The organism is Streptomyces sp. NPDC055013, from assembly GCF_053608645.1.
Window position 1 is genome coordinate 167,739 of sequence record NZ_JBSGVW010000003.1, and the last position, 19,001, is coordinate 186,739.

General features: G+C 70.1%; 16 protein-coding genes, 1 tRNA gene and 1 pseudogene. 12 read left to right on the top strand and 6 right to left on the bottom strand.

All coding sequences use genetic code 11. From position 1 onward, the window contains the following. The first annotated feature begins 20 nt into the window (after positions 1-20). The 9 genes and pseudogenes from ACWGDB_RS05450 (at position 21) to ACWGDB_RS05490 (ending at position 10,060) form a co-directional block, all read left to right on the top strand. Positions 21-861, top strand: a pseudogene (locus ACWGDB_RS05450) (hypothetical protein). A gap of 241 nt (positions 862-1,102) precedes the next feature. Beyond that, positions 1,103-1,852, top strand: a complete 750-nt coding sequence (locus tag ACWGDB_RS05455) for a YcnI family copper-binding membrane protein (protein ID WP_453821204.1) — start codon at positions 1,103-1,105, stop codon at positions 1,850-1,852. A 78-nt stretch (positions 1,853-1,930) separates the two neighbouring features. Next, on the top strand, positions 1,931-2,596 hold the full coding sequence (locus ACWGDB_RS05460; protein ID WP_453821205.1) for an SCO family protein: 666 nt from the start codon (positions 1,931-1,933) through the stop codon (positions 2,594-2,596). Beyond that, on the top strand, positions 2,593-3,051 hold the full coding sequence (locus ACWGDB_RS05465; RefSeq protein WP_453821206.1) for a copper chaperone PCu(A)C: 459 nt from the start codon (positions 2,593-2,595) through the stop codon (positions 3,049-3,051). Before ACWGDB_RS05460 ends, ACWGDB_RS05465 begins: the two co-directional genes overlap by 4 nt. Positions 3,052-3,064: 13 nt before the next feature. After that, a complete protein-coding gene (locus ACWGDB_RS05470; RefSeq protein WP_453821207.1) occupies positions 3,065-5,029 on the top strand; it encodes a copper resistance CopC/CopD family protein in 1,965 nt (654 codons plus the stop codon). A gap of 8 nt (positions 5,030-5,037) precedes the next feature. After that, a complete protein-coding gene (efeB, locus tag ACWGDB_RS05475; protein ID WP_453821208.1) occupies positions 5,038-6,372 on the top strand; it encodes an iron uptake transporter deferrochelatase/peroxidase subunit in 1,335 nt (444 codons plus the stop codon). Between the two features lie 110 nt (positions 6,373-6,482). Next, positions 6,483-7,415, top strand: a complete 933-nt coding sequence (pheA, locus tag ACWGDB_RS05480) for a prephenate dehydratase (RefSeq protein WP_453821209.1) — start codon at positions 6,483-6,485, stop codon at positions 7,413-7,415. A gap of 567 nt (positions 7,416-7,982) precedes the next feature. Next, on the top strand, positions 7,983-9,260 hold the full coding sequence (serS, locus tag ACWGDB_RS05485) for a serine--tRNA ligase (RefSeq protein WP_383608192.1): 1,278 nt from the start codon (positions 7,983-7,985) through the stop codon (positions 9,258-9,260). Continuing rightward, entirely contained in the window at positions 9,257-10,060 is an 804-nt protein-coding gene (locus ACWGDB_RS05490; RefSeq protein ID WP_453821210.1) for an HAD family hydrolase, read from the top strand. Before serS ends, ACWGDB_RS05490 begins: the two co-directional genes overlap by 4 nt. Before the next feature lie 697 nt (positions 10,061-10,757). On the opposite strand, the gene ACWGDB_RS05495 is transcribed toward ACWGDB_RS05490, so the two are convergent. The 6 genes from ACWGDB_RS05495 to ACWGDB_RS05520 all read right to left on the bottom strand — a co-directional run bounded on the left by ACWGDB_RS05495 (position 10,758) and on the right by ACWGDB_RS05520 (position 15,106). Beyond that, positions 10,758-10,845: transfer RNA gene (locus ACWGDB_RS05495), tRNA-Ser, on the bottom strand. A gap of 307 nt (positions 10,846-11,152) precedes the next feature. After that, positions 11,153-11,395 (bottom strand): SGM_3592 family protein, encoded by a 243-nt coding sequence (locus ACWGDB_RS05500; RefSeq protein WP_453821211.1) that lies wholly within the window; start codon positions 11,393-11,395, stop codon positions 11,153-11,155. A 171-nt stretch (positions 11,396-11,566) separates the two neighbouring features. Beyond that, positions 11,567-12,286: an ABC transporter permease subunit gene (locus ACWGDB_RS05505; protein ID WP_369272118.1), complete on the bottom strand. Its 720-nt coding sequence runs from the start codon at positions 12,284-12,286 to the stop codon at positions 11,567-11,569. Positions 12,287-12,298: 12 nt separating this feature from the next. Next, entirely contained in the window at positions 12,299-13,210 is a 912-nt protein-coding gene (locus ACWGDB_RS05510; protein ID WP_328880580.1) for an ABC transporter ATP-binding protein, read from the bottom strand. Then, the gene (locus ACWGDB_RS05515) at positions 13,207-14,130 is read right to left on the bottom strand and encodes an ABC transporter permease (protein WP_453821212.1); all 924 of its coding nucleotides are present in this window, start codon (positions 14,128-14,130) and stop codon (positions 13,207-13,209) included. The genes ACWGDB_RS05510 and ACWGDB_RS05515 overlap by 4 nt, the downstream gene beginning before the upstream one ends. Further along, positions 14,120-15,106 (bottom strand): ABC transporter ATP-binding protein, encoded by a 987-nt coding sequence (locus ACWGDB_RS05520; protein ID WP_383608566.1) that lies wholly within the window; start codon positions 15,104-15,106, stop codon positions 14,120-14,122. The genes ACWGDB_RS05515 and ACWGDB_RS05520 overlap by 11 nt, the downstream gene beginning before the upstream one ends. Positions 15,107-15,314: 208 nt before the next feature. On the opposite strand from ACWGDB_RS05520, the gene ACWGDB_RS05525 reads away from it, so the two are divergent. Genes ACWGDB_RS05525 through ACWGDB_RS05535 form a run of 3 tightly spaced genes read left to right on the top strand, consistent with a single transcriptional unit; the run spans position 15,315 to position 18,936 of the window. Beyond that, positions 15,315-16,166 (top strand): M24 family metallopeptidase, encoded by an 852-nt coding sequence (locus ACWGDB_RS05525; RefSeq protein WP_453821213.1) that lies wholly within the window; start codon positions 15,315-15,317, stop codon positions 16,164-16,166. Between the two features lie 8 nt (positions 16,167-16,174). Further along, the gene (locus tag ACWGDB_RS05530; protein ID WP_453821356.1) at positions 16,175-17,932 is read left to right on the top strand and encodes an SDR family oxidoreductase; all 1,758 of its coding nucleotides are present in this window, start codon (positions 16,175-16,177) and stop codon (positions 17,930-17,932) included. Continuing rightward, the gene (locus ACWGDB_RS05535) at positions 17,929-18,936 is read left to right on the top strand and encodes a MerR family transcriptional regulator (protein WP_453821214.1); all 1,008 of its coding nucleotides are present in this window, start codon (positions 17,929-17,931) and stop codon (positions 18,934-18,936) included. Before ACWGDB_RS05530 ends, ACWGDB_RS05535 begins: the two co-directional genes overlap by 4 nt. The last annotated feature ends 65 nt before the right edge of the window (positions 18,937-19,001 follow it).

The window sequence follows — 19,001 nt, forward strand, 5'->3', positions numbered from 1 at the left end:
AGTGCGATGATGACCCCGCCATGACTGCCCCCCACCCGCGCACGGTGCGCTCCGGGAGTGATCTCCGGATACTGCGGGCCGCGGTGTTCGCCGCGGTCTGCGTCGTGCTGGCCGGGATCGGGCATGTGCTGGGCTCCTGCGCCACGATCCCGCTGTGGACGCTGGGCGCGGGGTTCCTGGGAGTCCTCCTGGTCACGGTGCCGTTCACCGCGCGTGAACGCTCGCTGCCCGGGATAGCCGCGCTACTCGCGGCGGGTCAGACCGTCCTGCACATGCTCTTCGGGCTGGGGCAGCACGGGGCGGGTGCCGGGGCGGGCACCCGGGGCCTCCGCCCCGTCCGCCTCCCTGTCGGACGCCGCACTCGTGGAGCAGGCCGCGCGGCTCGTCTGCGGGACCGCCGCGGCGGCCATCAGCCCCGCCCAGGCCCAGCGACTCCTCACCGAGGCGCGGCTGAGCCCGGCCACCGGGGCGCACGCCTCCCACCCGTCGTCGGACGCCATGTCTGCCGCCACCGACTCCTCCGCATCGCTGCTGCCGTCCCTGCCCATGGTGCTCGCCCACGTTCTCGCGGCGGTCGTCGCGGGGTGGCTGCTGCGGCGCGGGGACCTGGCCCTGCTGCGGATCGCCGAGATGTCCGCGGTGTCGGCGCATGTGGTCGCCGAGGGGGCTCTCGTACGTTCCCTGCGCGGGGCGCTCGCGCTGGTGCGCGCCCTGCGTGCCGGGCTCCCGGGCGCGCCCGAGGCGGGCCCGCGACTCCCGCGCGCCGAGACGCTCGGGCGGTCCGCACCCCGCACCGTCGCCCTCCAGCACACGGTGATCAGGCGCGGCCCGCCGGCCGCTGCGTTCGTCCTCGCCGCCTGACACGACGCGACCGCCACTCCACCGAGGTGGGGATGAGGGCCGCCGTCGTGCGGCACGCGCGCGTGCCTGCGTGCACCGATCGCGGGAAGAGGGGCTTCCGCTCGGACTTCCGGACTTCCGGACTTCCGGACTTCCGGACTTCCGGAGGGTCACCTCAATTCCGTCTGATCGGGCACCCCCGCGCACGCGTACTCCTCTTCACCACCGGAATCCCGATCTCACTCACAGTGGAGTGCTCAGCATGAAGGCCTCTCGTATCGCCGCCGTCGGCGCCCTCGCCGGCACGACCGTGCTCGTCCTGTCCGTCCCCGCCTTCGCCCACGTCAGCGTGCAGCCGGAGGGCACCGCCGCCAAGGGCGGTTACGCGGTGGTCGACTTCAAGGTCCCGAACGAGCGCGACGACGCGTCGACCACCAAGCTCGAGGTCACCTTCCCGACCGACCACCCGCTGGCCTCCGTGATGCCGCAGCCCGTGCCCGGCTGGAAGCCTGTGGTCACCAAGTCCAAGCTGGACAAGCCGCTGGAGATGCACGGCAAGAAGATCACCGAGGCCGTCACCAAGGTCACCTGGACCGCCGACGGCAAGGGCATCGAGCCCGGCTTCTTCCAGAAGTTCCCCGTGTCGATCGGCACCCTGCCCGAGGACACCGACGAGCTCGTCTTCAAGGCCATCCAGACGTACTCCAACAAGGAGGTCGTGCGCTGGATCGAGGTGCCGCAGGAGGGCCAGGAGGAGCCCGAGAACCCGGCGCCGGTACTCGAACTGTCCGCCGCCGAGGAGGGCCACCACGGCTCGTCGTCCTCCGACAAGGCCTCCGCCGAGGCTTCCGACTCCGACGACGCCGAGGCCGCCGCCGCGAAGACGGACGCCGCCGAGCACGCCGACAGCAGCGACACCACGGCCCGCGTGCTGGGCGTGGTCGGCATCGTCGTCGGCGCGCTGGGCGTGGCGTACGGCGTGATCGCCGGCCGTCGGCGCACCGACGCCTGACGGCACCTTCGGTTCACGGCGCGCGCCGGGGCACGCCCCCGGTGCGCGCCGGAGCTCACACAACTGGGACATTTTTCTATGCGTACGAAGACCCGTAAGAAGACCTTTGCCGCGGCCACCCTGCTCGCCGCCGCCACCCTCACCCTCTCCGCCTGCGGCAACGGTGACGACAGCGCCGAGCCCGTGACCGTGGTCTCCGAGGAGGCCGGCTCGGACAAGGCCGCCATCGTCCTCGACAAGCCATTCGAGAAGCCGGACCTGGTCCTCACCGACACGAACGGCAAGAAGTACGACCTCCGCAAGGAGACCGAGGGCAAGCCGACGCTGATCTACTTCGGCTACACCAACTGCCCCGACGTGTGCCCGCTGACGATGAACAACGTCGCCGTCGCCAAGAAGCAGCTGCCCAAGGCCGAACAGGACGAGCTGCGCGTGGTGTTCGTCACCACCGACCCGGAGCGCGACACCTCGGCCGCGCTCGGCAAGTGGCTCAAGGGCATCGACCCGCAGGTCGTGGGCCTGACCGGCGAATTCGACACCATCCAGGCCGGCGCCCGCACCCTCGGCATCTCCATCGAGCCGCCGCACAAGGACAAGAACGGCAAGATGGTCTCGACCCACGGCACGCAGGTCGTCGCGTTCTCGCCGAAGACCGACGCCGGGTACGTCCTCTACACCGAGTCCGCCGACGTCGACGACTACACCAAGGACCTCCCCAAGCTGATCAAGGGGGCGAAGCCGTGAGGCGGTTCGCCCCGGTGACCTTGGTGCTGACCGGAACCCTCGTCCTGGCGGGCTGCGGCTCCGGCGATTCCCCGGACGACTCCAAGGCCGAACTGTCCGTCGGCGATGCCTACATGCCGCAGCCGGTCTCCGACTCCATGGCGGCCGGATTCCTGACCGTCACCAACAAGGGCGGTACCAAGGACGAGTTGACGTCCGTCACCAGTGACGTCGGCGACGTGACCGCCCACGAGACGGTCGGATCGTCGATGCAGGAGGCCAAGGACGTCGCCGTCCCCGCGCACGGTCAACTCGTGTTCAAGAGCGGTGGCAGCCATCTGATGTTCGAAAAGCTGAAGCGGAAGCCGAAGCAGGGCGAGAAGGTGACCGTGAAGCTCCACTTCGCCGAGTCCGGCACGGTCACCGTCGAGATGCCGGTGAAGTCCGCCACGTACAGCCCGAAGACCGGACACTGAGGGAGAGATCGCCTTGACCCAGACCATCGCCCCCCGCGTCCGGACCCTGGTGCTGCTGCTCCTGGCCGCCACCGGTCTGCTCCTCGCCGGTGCCGGGCCGGTCTCCGCGCACGCCGCGCTGACCGGCAGCGACCCCCAGCAGGGGGCGGTGGTGGACAAGGCCCCGACGCAGGTCTCGCTGACCTTCTCCGAGGGAGTCGCCCTCTCGAACGACTCCCTGCGCGTGCTCGATCCCAAGGGCAAGCGCATCGACCGCGGCGACCCGGACAACGTCAGCGGCACGACGTACGCCGTGAAGCTCCACAGCGGCCTGCCCGACGGCACGTACACCGTCACCTACCAGGTGGTGTCCGAGGACAGCCATCCCGTCGCCGGTGCCTACACCTTCTCCATCGGCGCGCCCTCCCAGACGACCGTCTCGGTCTCCGACCAGGAGGCGGGGGGCGGTGCCGTCGGCTGGCTCTACGGGTTCGGGCGGTACGTCTCGTACGCCGGGTTCATCGTCCTGGTCGGCGGTGCCGCCTTCGTGCTGGCCTGCTGGCAGCGCGGGTCGGGGGTGCGGGCGCTGCAACGGCTCGTCGTCACCGGATGGCTGGCCCTGACCGCCGCCACGCTCGGACTGCTGCTCCTGCGCGGCTCGTACACGAGCTCCGGGAAGGTCGGCGACGTCTTCGACCTGGACCTGCTCGGGCAGGTGCTGCAGACCAAGACGGGTGCGGCACTGGTGTCCCGGCTGCTGCTACTCGCCGCGGCGGCACTGTTCATCGCCGTGCTGTTCGGGGCGTACGACAAGCGGGAGGACGAGGAGAAGCGGGATCTGACCTTCGGGCTGGCCATCGGCGGGACCGTCGTGGCGGCGGGGCTCGGGGCGAGCTGGGCGATGTCCGAGCACGCCTCGACCGGGCTCCAGGCCGGGATCGCGATGCCGGTCGACATCCTGCACCTGCTGGCCGTCGCGGGCTGGCTCGGCGGGCTGGTCGCGCTCCTCGTCGCGCTCTACCGTGCGCCCGCGGACACCCCGCTCCCGGGGTCGGCCGTACGACGGTTCTCGCGCGTCGCCTTCGGCAGCGTGCTGGCACTGGTCGCGACCGGGATCTACCAGTCGTGGCGGCAGCTCGGATCGTGGTCGGCGTTCACCGGCACGCGGTACGGGCAGTTGCTGCTGGTCAAGATCGGGCTCGTGGTCCTGCTGGTGGGGATCGCCTGGATCTCGCGGCGGTGGACTGCGCGGCTGGCGGAGACGGTCGTGGCGAAGCCGCGGAAGGCGACGGAGGACTCCGACGGCGGGAAGGAGCACGCCGCGGCCCAGGCCGGTGCATCCGCCTCCACGTCTGCCGCGGCTTCCGGCAAGAAGGGCGCCTCGGCCTCGGCCGCGGCCGTCGGCAAGAAGGACGGTGGCTCCCAGCGCGCCGCCCAGCTCGCCCGGCAGCAGGCCGCGATCGACACGGCACGGCAGAAGCAGGAGCGGGACGCCGATCCGAACCGGTTCGGGCTGCGCCGCTCGGTGCTCGCGGAGGCGGGCGTCGCCGTCGTCCTGCTCGCCGTCACCACGATGCTGACGTCGACCGAACCGGGGCGTACGGAGGAGGACGCGCGGGCGGCCACGTCGTCCTCGTCGGCCGAGGCGTCGTCTGCCGGTGCGCTGACGCTGGACATGTCCTTCGACACCGGGGGCGAGGACGGCAAGGGCGTCGTACGCGTCGACCTCGATCCCGCGCGCGTGGGCGGCAACGAGATGCACGTCTACGTGCAGCGCCCCAACGGCCGCGCCTTCGACATCCCCGAGGTGAAGGTCGCCTTCACCCTCGAGTCCCAGGACATCGGCCCGCTGCCCGTGGTCCCCGACCACATCGCCACCGGACACTGGTCCGCGAGCGGAGTGCAGATCCCCGTGGCGGGCGAGTGGAAGATCACCGCGACCGTACGGACCTCCGACATCGACCAGACCACTGTCTCCAAGAACGCGCAGATCGGCTGAACCTCACCATGGCTGACCAGTCCATTCCGGAGACCCGTACTCCCAGGACTCCTGCGACTCCCGAGTCGGCGCCCAAGGGCGAGACGGCACTTAATGGCGGCGTTTCCGAAAGCGCCACTGATAGGGAGGGCCTCTCGCGGCGACGGCTGCTCGGGACCGCCGGTGCGACCGGGCTGGTGCTCGGTGCGGCGGGTGGAGCCGTGGGCTACGCGGCGAGGCCGACCGAGGCCACGCCGCTCACCTCGCTGGGCGCCGATCAGGTGATGTTTCACGGGAAACATCAGCCCGGCATCCTGCAGGCGCTCCAGGCGCGCGGCCACGTCGTCGCCTTCGACCTGGCGGCGGGCGCGGGCCGCAAGGAGGCGGCGGCGTTGCTGCGCCGATGGTCGGAGACGGCTCGGCGGCTGATGGCGGGCGAGGCGGCTCAGCAGGACGACACGGATGTCGCCCGGGACGCCGGGCCGTCGTCGCTGACGATCACCTTCGGCTTCGGGCACAGCTTCTTCGCGCGGACCGGCCTGGAGAAGCAGCGTCCGGTCTCCCTGGATCCGCTGCCCGACTTCTCCTCGGACCAGCTCGACAGGGCGCGCAGCAACGGTGACCTGTGGGTGCAGATCGGCGCCAACGACGCCCTGGTCGCCTTCCACGCCCTGCGCGCGATCCAGAAGGACGCGGGCAAGGCAGCCAGGGTGCGCTGGCAGATGAACGGCTTCAACCGGTCGCCGGGTGCCACCGGGCACCCGATGACCGCGCGCAACCTGATGGGCCAGATGGACGGCACGCGCAATCCGAAGCCGACGGAAGCCGACTTCGACAAGCGCATCTTCGTGCCGGAGTCCGGCTCGAAGGACCCGGCCTGGATGGCGGGCGGCTCCTACGCCGTCGTACGCCGCATCCGCATGCTGCTCGACGACTGGGAGCAGCTCTCGGTCAAGGCGCAGGAGGACGTCATCGGGCGCCGCAAGTCCGACGGGGCGCCGCTGTCCGGGGGTGCCGAGACGGCAGAGATGGACCTGGAGAAGACGGACAAGGCAGGGAACCTGGTCGTCCCCATCAACGCCCACGCGCGTATCACCCGGCCCGACCAGAACGGCGGGGCGGCGATGCTGCGACGCCCGTTCTCGTACCACGACGGCATCGACGCGGACGGCGTGCCCGACGCGGGGCTGCTCTTCATCTGCTGGCAGGCCGACCCGCTGCGCGGCTTCGTCACCGTCCAGCGCAAGCTCGACCGGGGCGACGCGCTGTCGAAGTACATCCGGCACGAGGCGAGCGGGCTGTTCGCGGTGCCGGGCGGGGCGGCGGAAGGGGAGTACGTGGGGCAGCGGCTGCTGGAGGGGTGATGTCGGCCCCCGGCCTCTCGGCCCCTCGTGCCATCGACCTCCTGACGACCCTTGCGGCGCCCGGGTGAGATGTGTACGCCGCGTTTCGCAAGGCCCATTAGGGTGAGGTCATGCCAGCCAGCTACGCCTATCTCGGCCCCGAGGGCACCTTCACCGAAGTCGCCCTGCGCACGCTTCCCGAGGCCGCGACCCGGGAGCTGATCCCGTACGTGTCGGTGCAGTCAGCGCTCGATGCGGTGCGCGTCGGCGAGGCCGAGGCGGCTTTCGTGCCGATCGAGAACTCCGTCGAGGGCGGGATCACGACCACGCTCGACGAACTGGTCGCGGGCGCGCCGCTGATGATCTACCGCGAGGTGCTGCTGTCGATCACGTTCGCGCTGCTGGTCAGGCCCGGCACGAAGCTGTCGGACATCAAGACGGTCTCCGCGCACCCGGCCGCCCAGCCGCAGGTGCGCAACTGGCTGAAGCGGAATCTCCCGGACGCCCACTGGGAGTCCGCCGCCTCGAACGCGGACGCCGCGCGCCTGGTCCAGGAGGGCCAGTACGACGCCGCCTTCGCGGGCGAGTTCGCGGCCGCCCGGTACGGCCTGGAGGCCCTGGAGACCGAGATCCACGACGCGGAGAACGCCCAGACCCGGTTCGTGCTGGTGGGCCGGCCCGCCCGGCCCGCTGCGCCGACCGGCGCGGACAAGACGTCCGTCGTGCTGTGGCAGCGCGACGACCATCCCGGCGGGCTGCGCGACCTCCTCGGTGAGTTCGCCACGCGCGGCATCAACCTGATGCTGCTGCAGTCCCGGCCGACCGGCGCGGGCATCGGCAACTACTGCTTCTGCATCGACGCCGAGGGGCACATCTCGGACCGCCGGGTGGCCGAGGCGCTGATGGGGCTCAAGCGGATCTGCCTGGGGGTTCGGTTCCTGGGCTCGTATCCGCGCGCGGACATGCAGCCGGGGGATGTGCAGCCGCCACGCCTCGGGACGTCGGACGACGAGTTCGTGTCGGCGGCGGACTGGGTGGCGCGGTGCCAGGACGGGCGGTTCTGAGCAGCCCCTCGACGGCCGGTGCCGACTGGCGTCGGTGTAGGTTTCCGGTCAGTACTACCAGCGGATTATCGTTATCCACAGGGGTTATCCACAGGTACTCATCTCGACCTGGGGACAAGTCGACAGACAAGCATGAGTCTGTCGACAAATCGCTCCCCAGGCCCTCTCGGTGTCCACCATCGCGCAAGTCACCCTTCGTCCACTCTTTTCCTTTGGGCAATCCTTTGGGGCGACCGCTATCCACTCGAAAGTGCGGATGGGCAGGGTTTGTCCTGGGAATCCTCGACTCACGCGGCACGTTGCGGAGTGATCAATTCCGGCGTCCACAGTCCATCCACACACCCTGTGGATAACTCTTCGAGGGCTGGGGATCCCTGTGGACAACCGCGACCCAAGTCCCGTTCTCCACAAGGGAATCGAGTCAACCGGCCGCCTCCCGCCTGCCCCGTTCCAGGGAGTGAGACACCTTTTATTGACACGATTAGCAATTCCCCCATAACGGTACGTAAGCCGCAGTCCGGAATAGCGAGTCGTGGGCTGTCACCCCTCCCCGGTAGCCTTGAGCGCGTGATTGACCTTCGCCTGCTCCGTGAGGACCCCGACCGAGTGCGCGCCTCGCAGCGCGCCCGTGGAGAGGACGTCGCGCTCGTCGACGCCCTCCTGTCTGCCGACGAGCGGCGCAGGTCGTCCGGCGTCCGCTTCGACGAGCTCCGTGCCGAGCAGAAGCAGCTCGGCAAGCTCATCCCCAAGGCCTCCGCGGACGAGAAGGCCGAGCTGCTCAAGCAGGCGAGCCAGCTCGCCGCCGACGTCAAGGCGGCCGACGCCGAGCGCGACGCGGCCGACACCGAGACCCAGGAGCTGCTCCTCCAGCTCGGCAACCTCGTCCACCCGGACGTCCCGGTCGGCGGCGAGGAGGACTTCGTCACGCTGGAGAAGCACGGCGAGATCCGTGACTTCACGGCCGAGGGCTTCGAGCCGAAGGACCACCTGGAGCTCGGCGCGCTCCTCGGCGCGATCGACGTCGAGCGCGGCGCGAAGGTCTCGGGCTCGCGCTTCTACTTCCTCACCGGCGTGGGCGCCCTTCTGGAGCTCGCTCTCGTCAACGCGGCGATCGCCCAGGCCACGGCGGCAGGCTTCACGCCGATGCTGACCCCGGCGCTGGTCCGCCCCCAGTCGATGGCCGGCACCGGATTCCTCGGCCAGGCGGCCCAGGACGTCTACCACCTCGCCAACGACGACCTCTACCTGGTCGGCACCTCCGAGGTCCCGCTCGCGGCGTACCACATGGACGAGATCATCGACGCCGACAAGCTGCCCCTGCGCTACGCGGGCTTCTCGCCCTGCTTCCGCCGCGAGGCCGGCTCGCACGGCAAGGACACCCGTGGCATCTTCCGCGTGCACCAGTTCGACAAGGTCGAGATGTTCTCGTACGTCGACCCGGCGGACTCGCAGGCCGAGCACCAGCGCCTGCTGGAGTGGGAGAAGCAGTGGCTGACGTCCCTGGAACTGCCGTTCCGGGTCATCGACGTCGCCTCCGCCGACCTCGGCTCCTCGGCCGCCCGCAAGTTCGACTGCGAGGCGTGGATCCCGACGCAGGGCAAGTACCGCGAACTGACGTCGACCTCGGACTGCACCGAGTTCCAGTCCCGCCGGCTGTCGATCCGCGTCCGTGACGGCAAGCAGGTCAAGCCGCTGGCCACGCTCAACGGCACGCTGTGCGCCGTCCCGCGCACCATCGTGGCGATCCTGGAGAACCACCAGCAGGCCGACGGTTCCGTCCGGGTCCCCGAGGTGCTGCGCCCGTTCCTGGGCGGCCGGGAGGTCCTGGAGCCGGTCGCCAAGTGAGCGCCGGTTTCCCTTACAAGCTGATCGCGACCGATCTCGACGGAACGCTCCTGCGCTCCGACGAGTCGGTCTCGCAGCGCACTCGTGACGCCCTCGCCGCCGCGACCGCCGAGGGTGCCGCGCACATCGTCGTCACGGGCCGGGCGGTCCCCTGGACCCGCCACATCCTCGACGACCTCGGCTACCAGGGCCTCGCCGTCTGCGGCCAGGGCGCCCAGGTCTACGACGCCGGCGAGCACCGCCTGCTGACGTCGGTGACCCTGGACCGTCAACTGGCGGGCGTGGCACTGGCCAAGATCGAGGCGGAGGTCGGCCCGCTGTTCCTGGCGGCGAGCCGCGACGGCCTGGACGGCGACGTGCTGGTCGGCCCCGGCTACGCGCTCACGGGCAAACTCCCGTCCACCCCGTTCACGGAAGCGTCGGATCTGTGGTCCGCCCCGCTGAACAAGATCTACATACAGCACCCGGAGCTCTCCGACGACGAGCTGGCCAAGACCGCCCGTAAGACCGCGGGCGGCTTCGTCACGGTGGCGATGGCCGGCGAGGGCATAGTGGAGCTGCTCCCTCTGGGCCTCTCCAAGGCCACGGGCCTGTCCCTGGCAGCCCGCCGCCTGGGCCTGAAGGCCGCCGACACCATCGCCTTCGGCGACATGCCGAACGACATCCCGATGTTCGCCTGGGCGGCGCATGGCGTGGCCATGGCCAACGCCCACGTCGAACTGCGAGCGGTGGCGGACGAGGTGACGTCCTCCAACGAGGAGGATGGGATCGCGGTGGTGTTGGAGCGTTTGCTGGGCTGACGGTGCGGATGCCGGCTGCGGCTGAGGGCGGGTGCTTCTCGGCAAGCACCGGTCCGACGCCGGCTGGCGCCCCGTCGGCTGCCCGGCCGACGTCGGCTGGGGCGCCTCGGCTGCCGCGGCGGCGACTCTCGGCTGCTGGGCCGACGCCCGCTACGGGTTACCGGCCGACACCGGCCCACACGGCCCGCGCTTGCCCAGCCAGCGCCGACTCGCAGGTGCCGGGGCGACGCCCACTCCCGGTGGCTGGGCCGACCCAGCTTGGTCTTGCCCAGCCGACCCCGACTCGCAGGTACCGGGGTGACACCCACTCCCGGCTGCTGGACCGACCCGACTTGGTCTTGCCCAGCTGACGGCCACATCGTTCGATCGTCGGGGCGATGCCGGTTCGTCCATGCCGGGTCGGCGGTGGCCGACGGCTGGCGGCCGCGCTCCTTAATTGGCTGTCGGCCGACATGCCCGCCCGCCTGGAGCCGCCATACCCGCGTGGCGTCCGCCGGTCGTGCCGGCCGGCAGCAGGCGACCTTGGCCGCCGAGACCCGCGGGCGTGCGTGCCGGCCGGGGGGGGGCGGCACGGGTGGGCGCTGGCGGCACCCAGTAACGCCGGGCCGGGCAGCCAACCCATCAGCTGCAGCGCCGACCGCCTTCTCATGGCCCCCAGCGCTGGCGCACACCGCCAAGCCCCAGTGGCAACGTCTCGCGGAGGATGCACGAATCGAACGTGCGCGGGCCGTTCAGACCCGACCACGGTTTAGCAAACCGGTGCCTTACCACTCGGCCAATCCTCCGGGTGGGCGACCCACGCGAGAGCGACATCGCGTGCTCGAAGCGGCCGCCCCGGGCAGCTCCCCATGCGGTACGGACTCGACGGAGGGGTAGCGATTACTCCGGAGCCCGCCGCGGACTGCCCTGACGGGAGCTGGACGTACTGTCGTGCATGGACATCGTCCTGCTCCTCTCCCAGCAAGTGGCGCCGAACTCACCGTCCGGCGATGTGGACACAACCACTGTGCCTGTACCGAGAGTTGGGCGCCACCGATTAACCAGGCCCCCGGAAGAACGCCGGGAAGACGCCGGGAAGACGCCGTACGCCCCCTACCGGCGGCGCCACTTGCGACGGCGTCCCTTGCTGAAGAACCATCCGGCAGGCGGCTCGTCCGAGCGCCACGGCTGCGGCTCGGGCTCCTCACGGCGCCAGCGCGCAGCCAGCATCCGGGCCCGGGCGGACGGCTCGGCGGTGTCGGCCGCGCGTATGAAGTCGTCGTCCAGGACCAGGCTGTCCCAGGTGTCGTCCCCGGACCGTTCGCGATCCTCGTGCTGCGACATGCCGCCTGCCATCCCTGTCCTCCAGTTCGTGCAGTGCACCCCGGTGCATCCCCTTTGCCCAGTGTGCCCGGACAGAGGTGAAGCCCCCGTCAGAAGCGGGCCCCCTCAGGGGCCCGCTTCTTTACACGTCACCGGCACCGGCACCGGTGCGAGCGACCTGCCTCAACCGCGCACCGGCGCCCGTCACTCCTCACCGGCGAGCGTCAGCGACCGCAGCTTCTGTCCCGCGTACCAGGTCGCGAGGACGGTCACCACCGCCAGCAGCACCGTCGCGGTGGGCAGGGCGACGTCCGACGTCACCATGTCCCCGCCGGCGACCTTCTGCGCCACCGCCAGCGCCCACTGCTGGACGCTCAACGTGCGCGCACCCGGCACCAGGGAGCCGAAGAGTGCCTCCCAGACGAGCGCGTAGACGAGCCCGAAGACCACCGCGTGCCGGGACACCGTGCCGAGCAGCAGGAAGAGCGCGGCGTACGCGATGGAGGCGACCAGCGCGGCCACCGTGTAGGCGACGGCGATCTGCTGGCCGTTGCCGTTGAGGATGAAGCCTGCGATGAAGGTGGGCAGCGCCGAGAACACCATCGTCACGGCGATCGCGACGATCAGCTTGGTGAAGATGATCGTCGGCCGTTTCACCGGCTTGGACAGCAGGTACACCACCGAGCCGTCGTCGATCTCGGGCCCGATCGCGCCGGTTCCGGCGATGACGCCGATGATCGGCACCATGGTGGCGAGCGCCAGCCCGCCGAGCAGGTCCGACGCGGTCTGGTCGTCGGCTCCGGCAAGGCCGCGCACCACCACCGAGATCCCGATGAGCAGCAGCGGCAACGCGCCGAGGATGAGGGCCCGGCGCCGGCCGAGCAGGGCCCGGTAGGTAAGTCGGGCGACTGTGGGGTCGTACATCTTTTCGGCCTCCTACGCCGCGACCAGATACGAGAACACGGACTCGAGGGACTCGTCGGACGGCGAGACCGTGAGCAGGCGGATGCCGTGCTCGCGTGCCACCCTCGGCAGCAGGGCGGTGAAGCGACCGAAGTCGACGGCCTGGATGTGCAACGCGCCCTCGGCCAGGTCGACCTCGATCCCGGACGTCGACGGGTCGGCGATCAGCGCGGCCGCGAGCGTGCGGTCGTCGCTGGAGCGCACCAGGTAGCGGTGCGGGCGGTCGGTCATCAGACGGCGGATCTTGCGGAAGTCACCGCTGGCCGCGTGCCGTCCGGCGACCACGACCTCGATGTGCCAGGCGAGTTGCTCGACCTCTTCGAGGATGTGGGACGAGAACAGCACCGTGCGGCCCTCGTCGCCCATGCGTCGCAGCAGGTCCATGAGCTGCATGCGCTGACGCGGGTCCATGCCGTTGAACGGCTCGTCGAGCAGGAGCAGCGAGGGGTCGTGGACGAGGGCGCTCGCCATCTTCACGCGCTGCCGCATGCCCTTGGAGTACGTGGAGATCTTCCGGTCCTGCGCATACTCCATCTCGACCGTGGCCAGGGCCTTTTGGGCGGCCTTGGCACCCAGGCCGTGCAACTCGGCGTTGGCGACGACGAATTCGCGGCCGGTGAGGAAGTCGTACATCGCCTCGCGCTCGGGGACGATGCCGATCTGCTTGTAGATCGCTTCGTTGCGCCACACCTGCTGCCCGTCGAGGGTGACGGTGCCGGTGGATGGGGCCAGGAATCCGCCCATCATGTTGATGAGGGTGGACTTTCCGGCGCCGTTGGGGCCGAGGAGGCCGGTGACGCCGGGGCCGATCGTCATGGTGATGTCGTTGACGGCGACCACGTTGCCGAACCAGCGGGAGACGTGGTCGATCTGGAGCGTGGTCACAGTCCCACCTTCTTGTAGCGGCGCAGCAGGAGGCCGTAGGCGGCGGCGATCAGGCCCAGGGTGACGAGGACGTAGACGACGCCTTCACCGTTGCTCGGGCCGACCCCGCCGGGGAAGGCGGAGCTCGCGCCCAGGAAGGCGGACTGAACACCGTCGATCAGCGTGACCGGGGAGAAGAGGCCGATCCAGGCGATGGCGCCGCTGCTGCCCCCGCCGTCGAGGGACTGCGCGTCGGCGATGGCCTGGAGTGTGGAGACCGCGCCGTAGGAGATGGTCAGCACGGCGATCACGGCTGCGATACCGAAGCCGCGGCGCGGCGTGACCGACGCGATGACCAGGCCGATTCCGGCGAACAGCAGTGAAAGCAGTGCCACGGACACGAGTCCCTGCGCGAATCCCTTGGTCTGGTCGGCGAAGTCGAGCTTGGCCAGCAGCGCGCCCACGTAGAGCACGAGCAGCGGGGCCGCGGTGAGGAGGAACAGCGCGGAGGCCAGCGCCGCGAACTTCGCGCGGACGTAGTCGGCGGTCTCGATCGGCCGCGAGAAGTACAGCGGCACGGTCTTGAAGCGCAGGTCGCGGGAGACGGACTGGGGTGCCTGGGAGGCGACGTACAGGCTGATCACGGCCTGCATGACGATCGCGTAGCGCGTGTAGTCGACAGGCAGGTCGTTGGCCTTGGTGGCGACCGCGACGGCGACCATGATGGCCGCGGGCACGCACATCACCACGAACAGCAGCATCGGCAGCACCTTGGACTTCACCGAACGGCCGAGACCGTAGGAGCCGCGCAGGGACTGCGAGTAGAGCGAGCGGGTCGCGTAGGAGCGGCCGAGACGGGGGCCGTCGTAGCTGCGGTAGCCGATGTTGTGGATGCGGGTCTGGTCACCCGACTGTGTGGTTACGGGCTGCTCAACCGCCATGGCCGACCGCCTCCTTCCGCTGTGCGTCGGTGCTCTGCTCGCCGTGCTCGCTGTCGGTGAAGACCTCCGAGATGTGATGCCGGCGCTGCTCCATGCGCACCAGGCCGAGCCCGAGGTCGGCGACCACGTCGCGCACCAGGTCGTAGGTCTCCTCGCCCTGCGCGGTGAGCAGCAGGATGTGACCGGCGCCCGGGAGGCCGCCGCTGCCGTCGAGGACCTCCACGCCGCGCGCGTGGAGCGCGTCGCGCACCGCGCGGGTGCCGTCCGGGTGGTCGTCGGTGTCGGTGACCTCGATGGCGAGCGTGGTCGTGGTCTGGGTGAAGTCGGTGGTGGAGCTGGAGCGCAGCAGCTTGCCGCCGTCGATGACGACGACGTGGTCACAGGTGCGCTCCAGTTCGCCCAGCAGGTGCGAGGTGACCAGGACCGAGATGCCGAAGTCGGTGTGGATGCGGCGGATGAGGCCGAGCATCTCGTCGCGGCCGACCGGGTCGAGGCCGTTGGTCGGCTCGTCCAGGAAGACCAGTTGCGGGTCGTGCACCAGGGCCTGCGCCAGTTTCACGCGCTGCTTCATGCCGGTCGAGTAGCCGCCGATGGGGCGGTAGCGCTCCTCGTACAGGCCGACGTGGCGCAGCGTGTCCGCGGTGCGCTCGCGCGCGGCGGTGGGCGGGAGGCCGGACATGCGCGCCATGTGGACGACGAACTCGGTGGCCGAGACGTCGGGCGGCAGACAGTCGTGCTCCGGCATGTACCCGACCCGCTCGCGGATGGCGGCGCCCTTGGTGGCGACGTCGAGTCCGAGCACTTCGGCACGGCCCTCGGTGGCGGGGGACAGACCCAGCAAAATCTTGATCATGGTGGACTTGCCGGCTCCATTGGCACCGACGAGTCCGGTCACCCCGGGCCCGATGTCCATGGTCAGCCGGTCAAGCGCGGTCACCCTGGGGAACCGCTTGCTCAGGCTTTCGGTCGCGATCACAGTCACGGCATAGACGGTAGTGACCCGTACCACTCCGGTCATCAGACCCCAGAGCCGTCTTGGTATCAGACCTCAGGTGTACGGGCATCTAAGGGTCCCCCTGAGGTCTCACGCGACCTATTGACGCAACCTCTAACAACTGTCACATTCGTCGGTGTCAAGTTACGGGCACGTACCGCAGTCAGCGTGGACGAGGGTGGGCGGTGGCATGACGACGGCAGTGTCGGCAGGTTCGGGTGAACTGACCGCGGAACTGGACGGGTTCAGAAGGGTGCAGCGCCTCGCGTACGAGTGCGCGGAAGCCGTCGCCGCGCAGCTGAAGCCCGGCATCACCGAGCGCGAGGCGGCGCGCATGCAGCGCGAATGGCTGCGCGAGCGCGGTGTGCGTGACTGGTTCCATCTGCCCTTCGCATGGTTCGGGAACCGCACGGCGTTCGTGAACTTCCGCGTCCCGATGCAGTTCTTCCCCACCAACCGCCGCCTGGAGCCCGGGATGCCGTTCATCCTGGACATGGCCCCGGTGTACGACGGTTTCACGGCCGACATCGGCTACTCCGGCTCGCTCGGCATCAACCCGGTGCAGGACAAGCTGATGGCCGACCTGGAGGCGCACCGCGCGCTGATCCTGCGCGAGGTGCGCGAGCGCCGGCCGCTGCGGGAGATCTACGACGACGTGGACCGCCTCATGGTCCGCCAGGGCTATGCGAACCGGCACCGCGCCTATCCCTTCGGCGTGATCGCGCACAAGGTCGACCGGGTCAGGCAGCGCCGCTGGTCACCGCATGTCTTCGGGTTCGGCACCCAGTCCCTGAAGGGCTTGGCGAGCGACGCACTGCACGGCCACCGCGAGGGCTGGTCCCCGCTCTGGTCCCCGTACCGCTTCTCCGACCACCCGCCGCAGCCGGGCCTGTGGGCGGTCGAACCACACCTCGGCTTCAGAGGTACGGGTGCCAAGTTCGAGGAGATCCTGGTCGTCACCGACTCCAAGGACCCCGAGCAGAGCGCCTTCTGGCTGGACGACGATCTGCCGCACGTGCGGCGCTGGGCGGAGGAGAAGTGACGGTGCCGGTGACTCTTCAGGGCGCGCGCGAGCGCCGGGTGCGGGCCGGCGACGTCGAGCTGTGCGTCGCCGAGCTGGGCGACCCCGGCCGGCCGACGGTGATGCTCGTGCACGGCTACCCGGACAGCAAGGAGGTGTGGTCCGAGGTCGCGCCGCGGCTGGCCGACCGCTTCCATGTCGTGCTGTACGACGTCCGCGGCCACGGCCGGTCGACGGCACCGAAGCCGCTGCGCGGCGGGTTCACATTGGAGAAGCTGACGGACGACTTCCTGGCCGTGGCGGACGCGGTCAGTCCGGGCCGGCCCGTGCATCTGGTCGGGCACGACTGGGGCTCGGTGCAGGCCTGGGAGTTCGCCACGGTCAAGCGCACCGAAGGCCGGATCGCGTCCTTCACCTCGATGTCCGGGCCGTCCCTCGACCACTTCGGCCACTGGATCGGCGGGCGCCTCAAGCGGCCCACCCCGCGCCGGGTCGGCCAGCTCCTCGGTCAGGGCGCCAAGTCCTGGTACGTCTACGCGCTGCACACGCCCGTGCTGCCCGAACTGGCCTGGCGCGGCCCTCTCGGCAAGACCTGGCCGCGCATCCTGGAGCGCATGGAGAAGGTCCCCGGCGGCGGCTACCCGACCTCGTCCCTGCCGACGGACGCGGCGCACGGGGCATGGCTGTACCGGGACAACGTACGAGCCCGGCTGAGCCGCCCGCGCGCGGACGCCTACGCACACGCACCCGTGCAGCTCATCACGCCCCTCGGGGACGCCTTCCTGTCTGAGCGGCTCTACGACGAACTGGATCAGTGGGTTCCGCAGTTGACCCGGCGCACGCTCGCGGCGAAACACTGGATCCCGCGTTCGCGCCCCGACCAACTGGTCTCCTGGATCACGGAGTTCGTGACATCCGTCGAGGGCGGACGACCGCAAGGCGTGACCGCGACCGGGAAGTACGCCGACCGCTTCGGCGGGCAGCTCGTCCTGGTCACCGGCGCCGGAAGCGGCATCGGACGGGCGACGGCGTACGCCTTCGCGGAGGCCGGCGCGCGCGTGGTGGCCGTCGACCGGGACACCGAGGCCGCGGCTCGCACCGCCGAGATGTCCCGGCTGATCGGCGCACCCGAGGCCTGGGCCGAGACCGTCGACGTCTCGGACGAGCAGGCCATGGAGAAGCTCGCCGCTAAGGTCGCCACCGAGTACGGCGTGGTGGACGTCCTGGTGAACAACGCCGGGATCGGTCTGTCGGGCTCCTTCTTCGACACCACACCGGAGGACTGGAAGAAGGTCCTCGACGTCAATCTGTGGGGCGTCATCCATGGCTGCCGGCTGTTCGGCAAGCAGATGGCCGAGCGCGGACAGGGCGGCCACATCGTCAACACCGCGTCGGCGGCGGCGTACCAGCCCTCCAAGGCGCTGCCCGCCTACAGCACGTCCAAGGCTGCCGTGCTGATGCTGAGCGAGTGCCTGCGCGCGGAGCTGGCCGGCCAGGGCATCGGCGTCACCGCGATATGCCCCGGCTTCGTCAACACCAGCATCACCTCGACCGCGCGCTTCGCCGGTGTCGACGCCGATGAGGAGAAGCGGCGCCAGAAGAAGTCCGCGCGGCTGTACGGGCTGCGGAACTATCCACCGGAGAAGGTCGCCGACGCGATCCTGCGGGCGGTGGTGCGGGGCGATGCCGTTGTTCCTGTGACGCCGGAGGCGCGCGGGGCGTATCTCATGTCGAGGTTCACGCCGAAGGCGCTGCGCAGGATCGCGCGGTTGGAGCCGCCGCTATGAGCGACGGGGGTCCTGCGCGCGGGGGAGCGGTCGTCGGCGAAGGCCTGTCCGGGAGACGGGGGGAGGCCGGGCCTGCGCCCGCCTACCGGATCGAGGACCTCGCGCATCTCAGCGGCGCCACCGTCCGCACGATCCGCGCCTACCAGGACCGAGGCCTGCTCCCCCGCCCGGAGCGCCGTGGCCGGGCCAACCTCTACTCGGACGCCCATCTCAACCGCCTGAGCCAGATCGCCGATCTCCTCGACCGCGGCTACACCCTGGCGTCCATCAAGGAGCTCCTGGAGGCCTGGGACGCCGGTCGTGGCCTCGGTGGGGTGCTCGGGCTGGTCGCCGAGGTGGACGGGCCGTGGACCGACGAGGAGGCGGTACGCATCTCGCGCGCCGAGCTGGAGGAGCGCTTCGGCGGCACCCCGGACGACGCGGCGGTGGCCGAGGCCGTGGAGCTCGGCGTGCTCGAGCCGGTCCCCGGCGACGAGGACTCCTTCGTCGTTCCGAGTCCTCAAGAGCTTGCTGTGGCAGTCGAGTTGTATTCTGCCGGCGTGCCGCTGTCGGCGATCTCCGATCATCTACGGGAGTTGAGGGGGCAGGTCGAGCACATCGCCGCGCGTTTCCTGGAGTTCACCACCGAGCACGTGTTCGCGCGCTACCTCGACGGCTCGCACCGCCCGACGGACGCGGAAGCAGCCGAGGCGGCCACTCTCGTACGACGGTTGCGTCCGCTCGCCCAGCACACCGTGGACGCGGAACTCGCCCGCGCCATGCGGCTGTTGGCCGTGCGTCATCTGCGTCAGCACCTGGGAGCGGAGGAGACGCCGGAACTGCAGAACCGGACGAGAACTGTGCGCGTATCCGAGGAAACAATGCAGGCCGTGGAGAGCCTGGTTGGCGCGAAGCAGTCAGCGGCGTTCATCACGCTCGCCGCCGAACGGGAAGTACGGGCACGGGGCTTGGACCGGCTTGCAGCAAGTCACAGCACGTCAGATGATCTTGACGAAATCCCTTGAAACGACGGCTCGTTGTCCACAGAATCGCCAATTCCCCTGTGGATAACCGTACTTGGCTGTGGATC

What these genes read in the sequence shown, in the direction of transcription:
- ACWGDB_RS05455 (WP_453821204.1), top strand. Translation starts at nt 1,103, where the DNA reads ATGAAGGCCTCTCGTATCGCCGCCGTCGGCGCCCTCGCCGGCACGACC.
- ACWGDB_RS05460 (WP_453821205.1), top strand. Translation starts at nt 1,931, where the DNA reads ATGCGTACGAAGACCCGTAAGAAGACCTTTGCCGCGGCCACCCTGCTC.
- efeB (WP_453821208.1), top strand. Translation starts at nt 5,038, where the DNA reads ATGGCTGACCAGTCCATTCCGGAGACCCGTACTCCCAGGACTCCTGCG.
- pheA (WP_453821209.1), top strand. Translation starts at nt 6,483, where the DNA reads ATGCCAGCCAGCTACGCCTATCTCGGCCCCGAGGGCACCTTCACCGAA.
- ACWGDB_RS05500 (WP_453821211.1), bottom strand. Translation starts at nt 11,395, where the DNA reads ATGGCAGGCGGCATGTCGCAGCACGAGGATCGCGAACGGTCCGGGGAC.
- ACWGDB_RS05505 (WP_369272118.1), bottom strand. Translation starts at nt 12,286, where the DNA reads ATGTACGACCCCACAGTCGCCCGACTTACCTACCGGGCCCTGCTCGGC.
- ACWGDB_RS05515 (WP_453821212.1), bottom strand. Translation starts at nt 14,130, where the DNA reads ATGGCGGTTGAGCAGCCCGTAACCACACAGTCGGGTGACCAGACCCGC.
- ACWGDB_RS05525 (WP_453821213.1), top strand. Translation starts at nt 15,315, where the DNA reads ATGACGACGGCAGTGTCGGCAGGTTCGGGTGAACTGACCGCGGAACTG.
- ACWGDB_RS05535 (WP_453821214.1), top strand. Translation starts at nt 17,929, where the DNA reads ATGAGCGACGGGGGTCCTGCGCGCGGGGGAGCGGTCGTCGGCGAAGGC.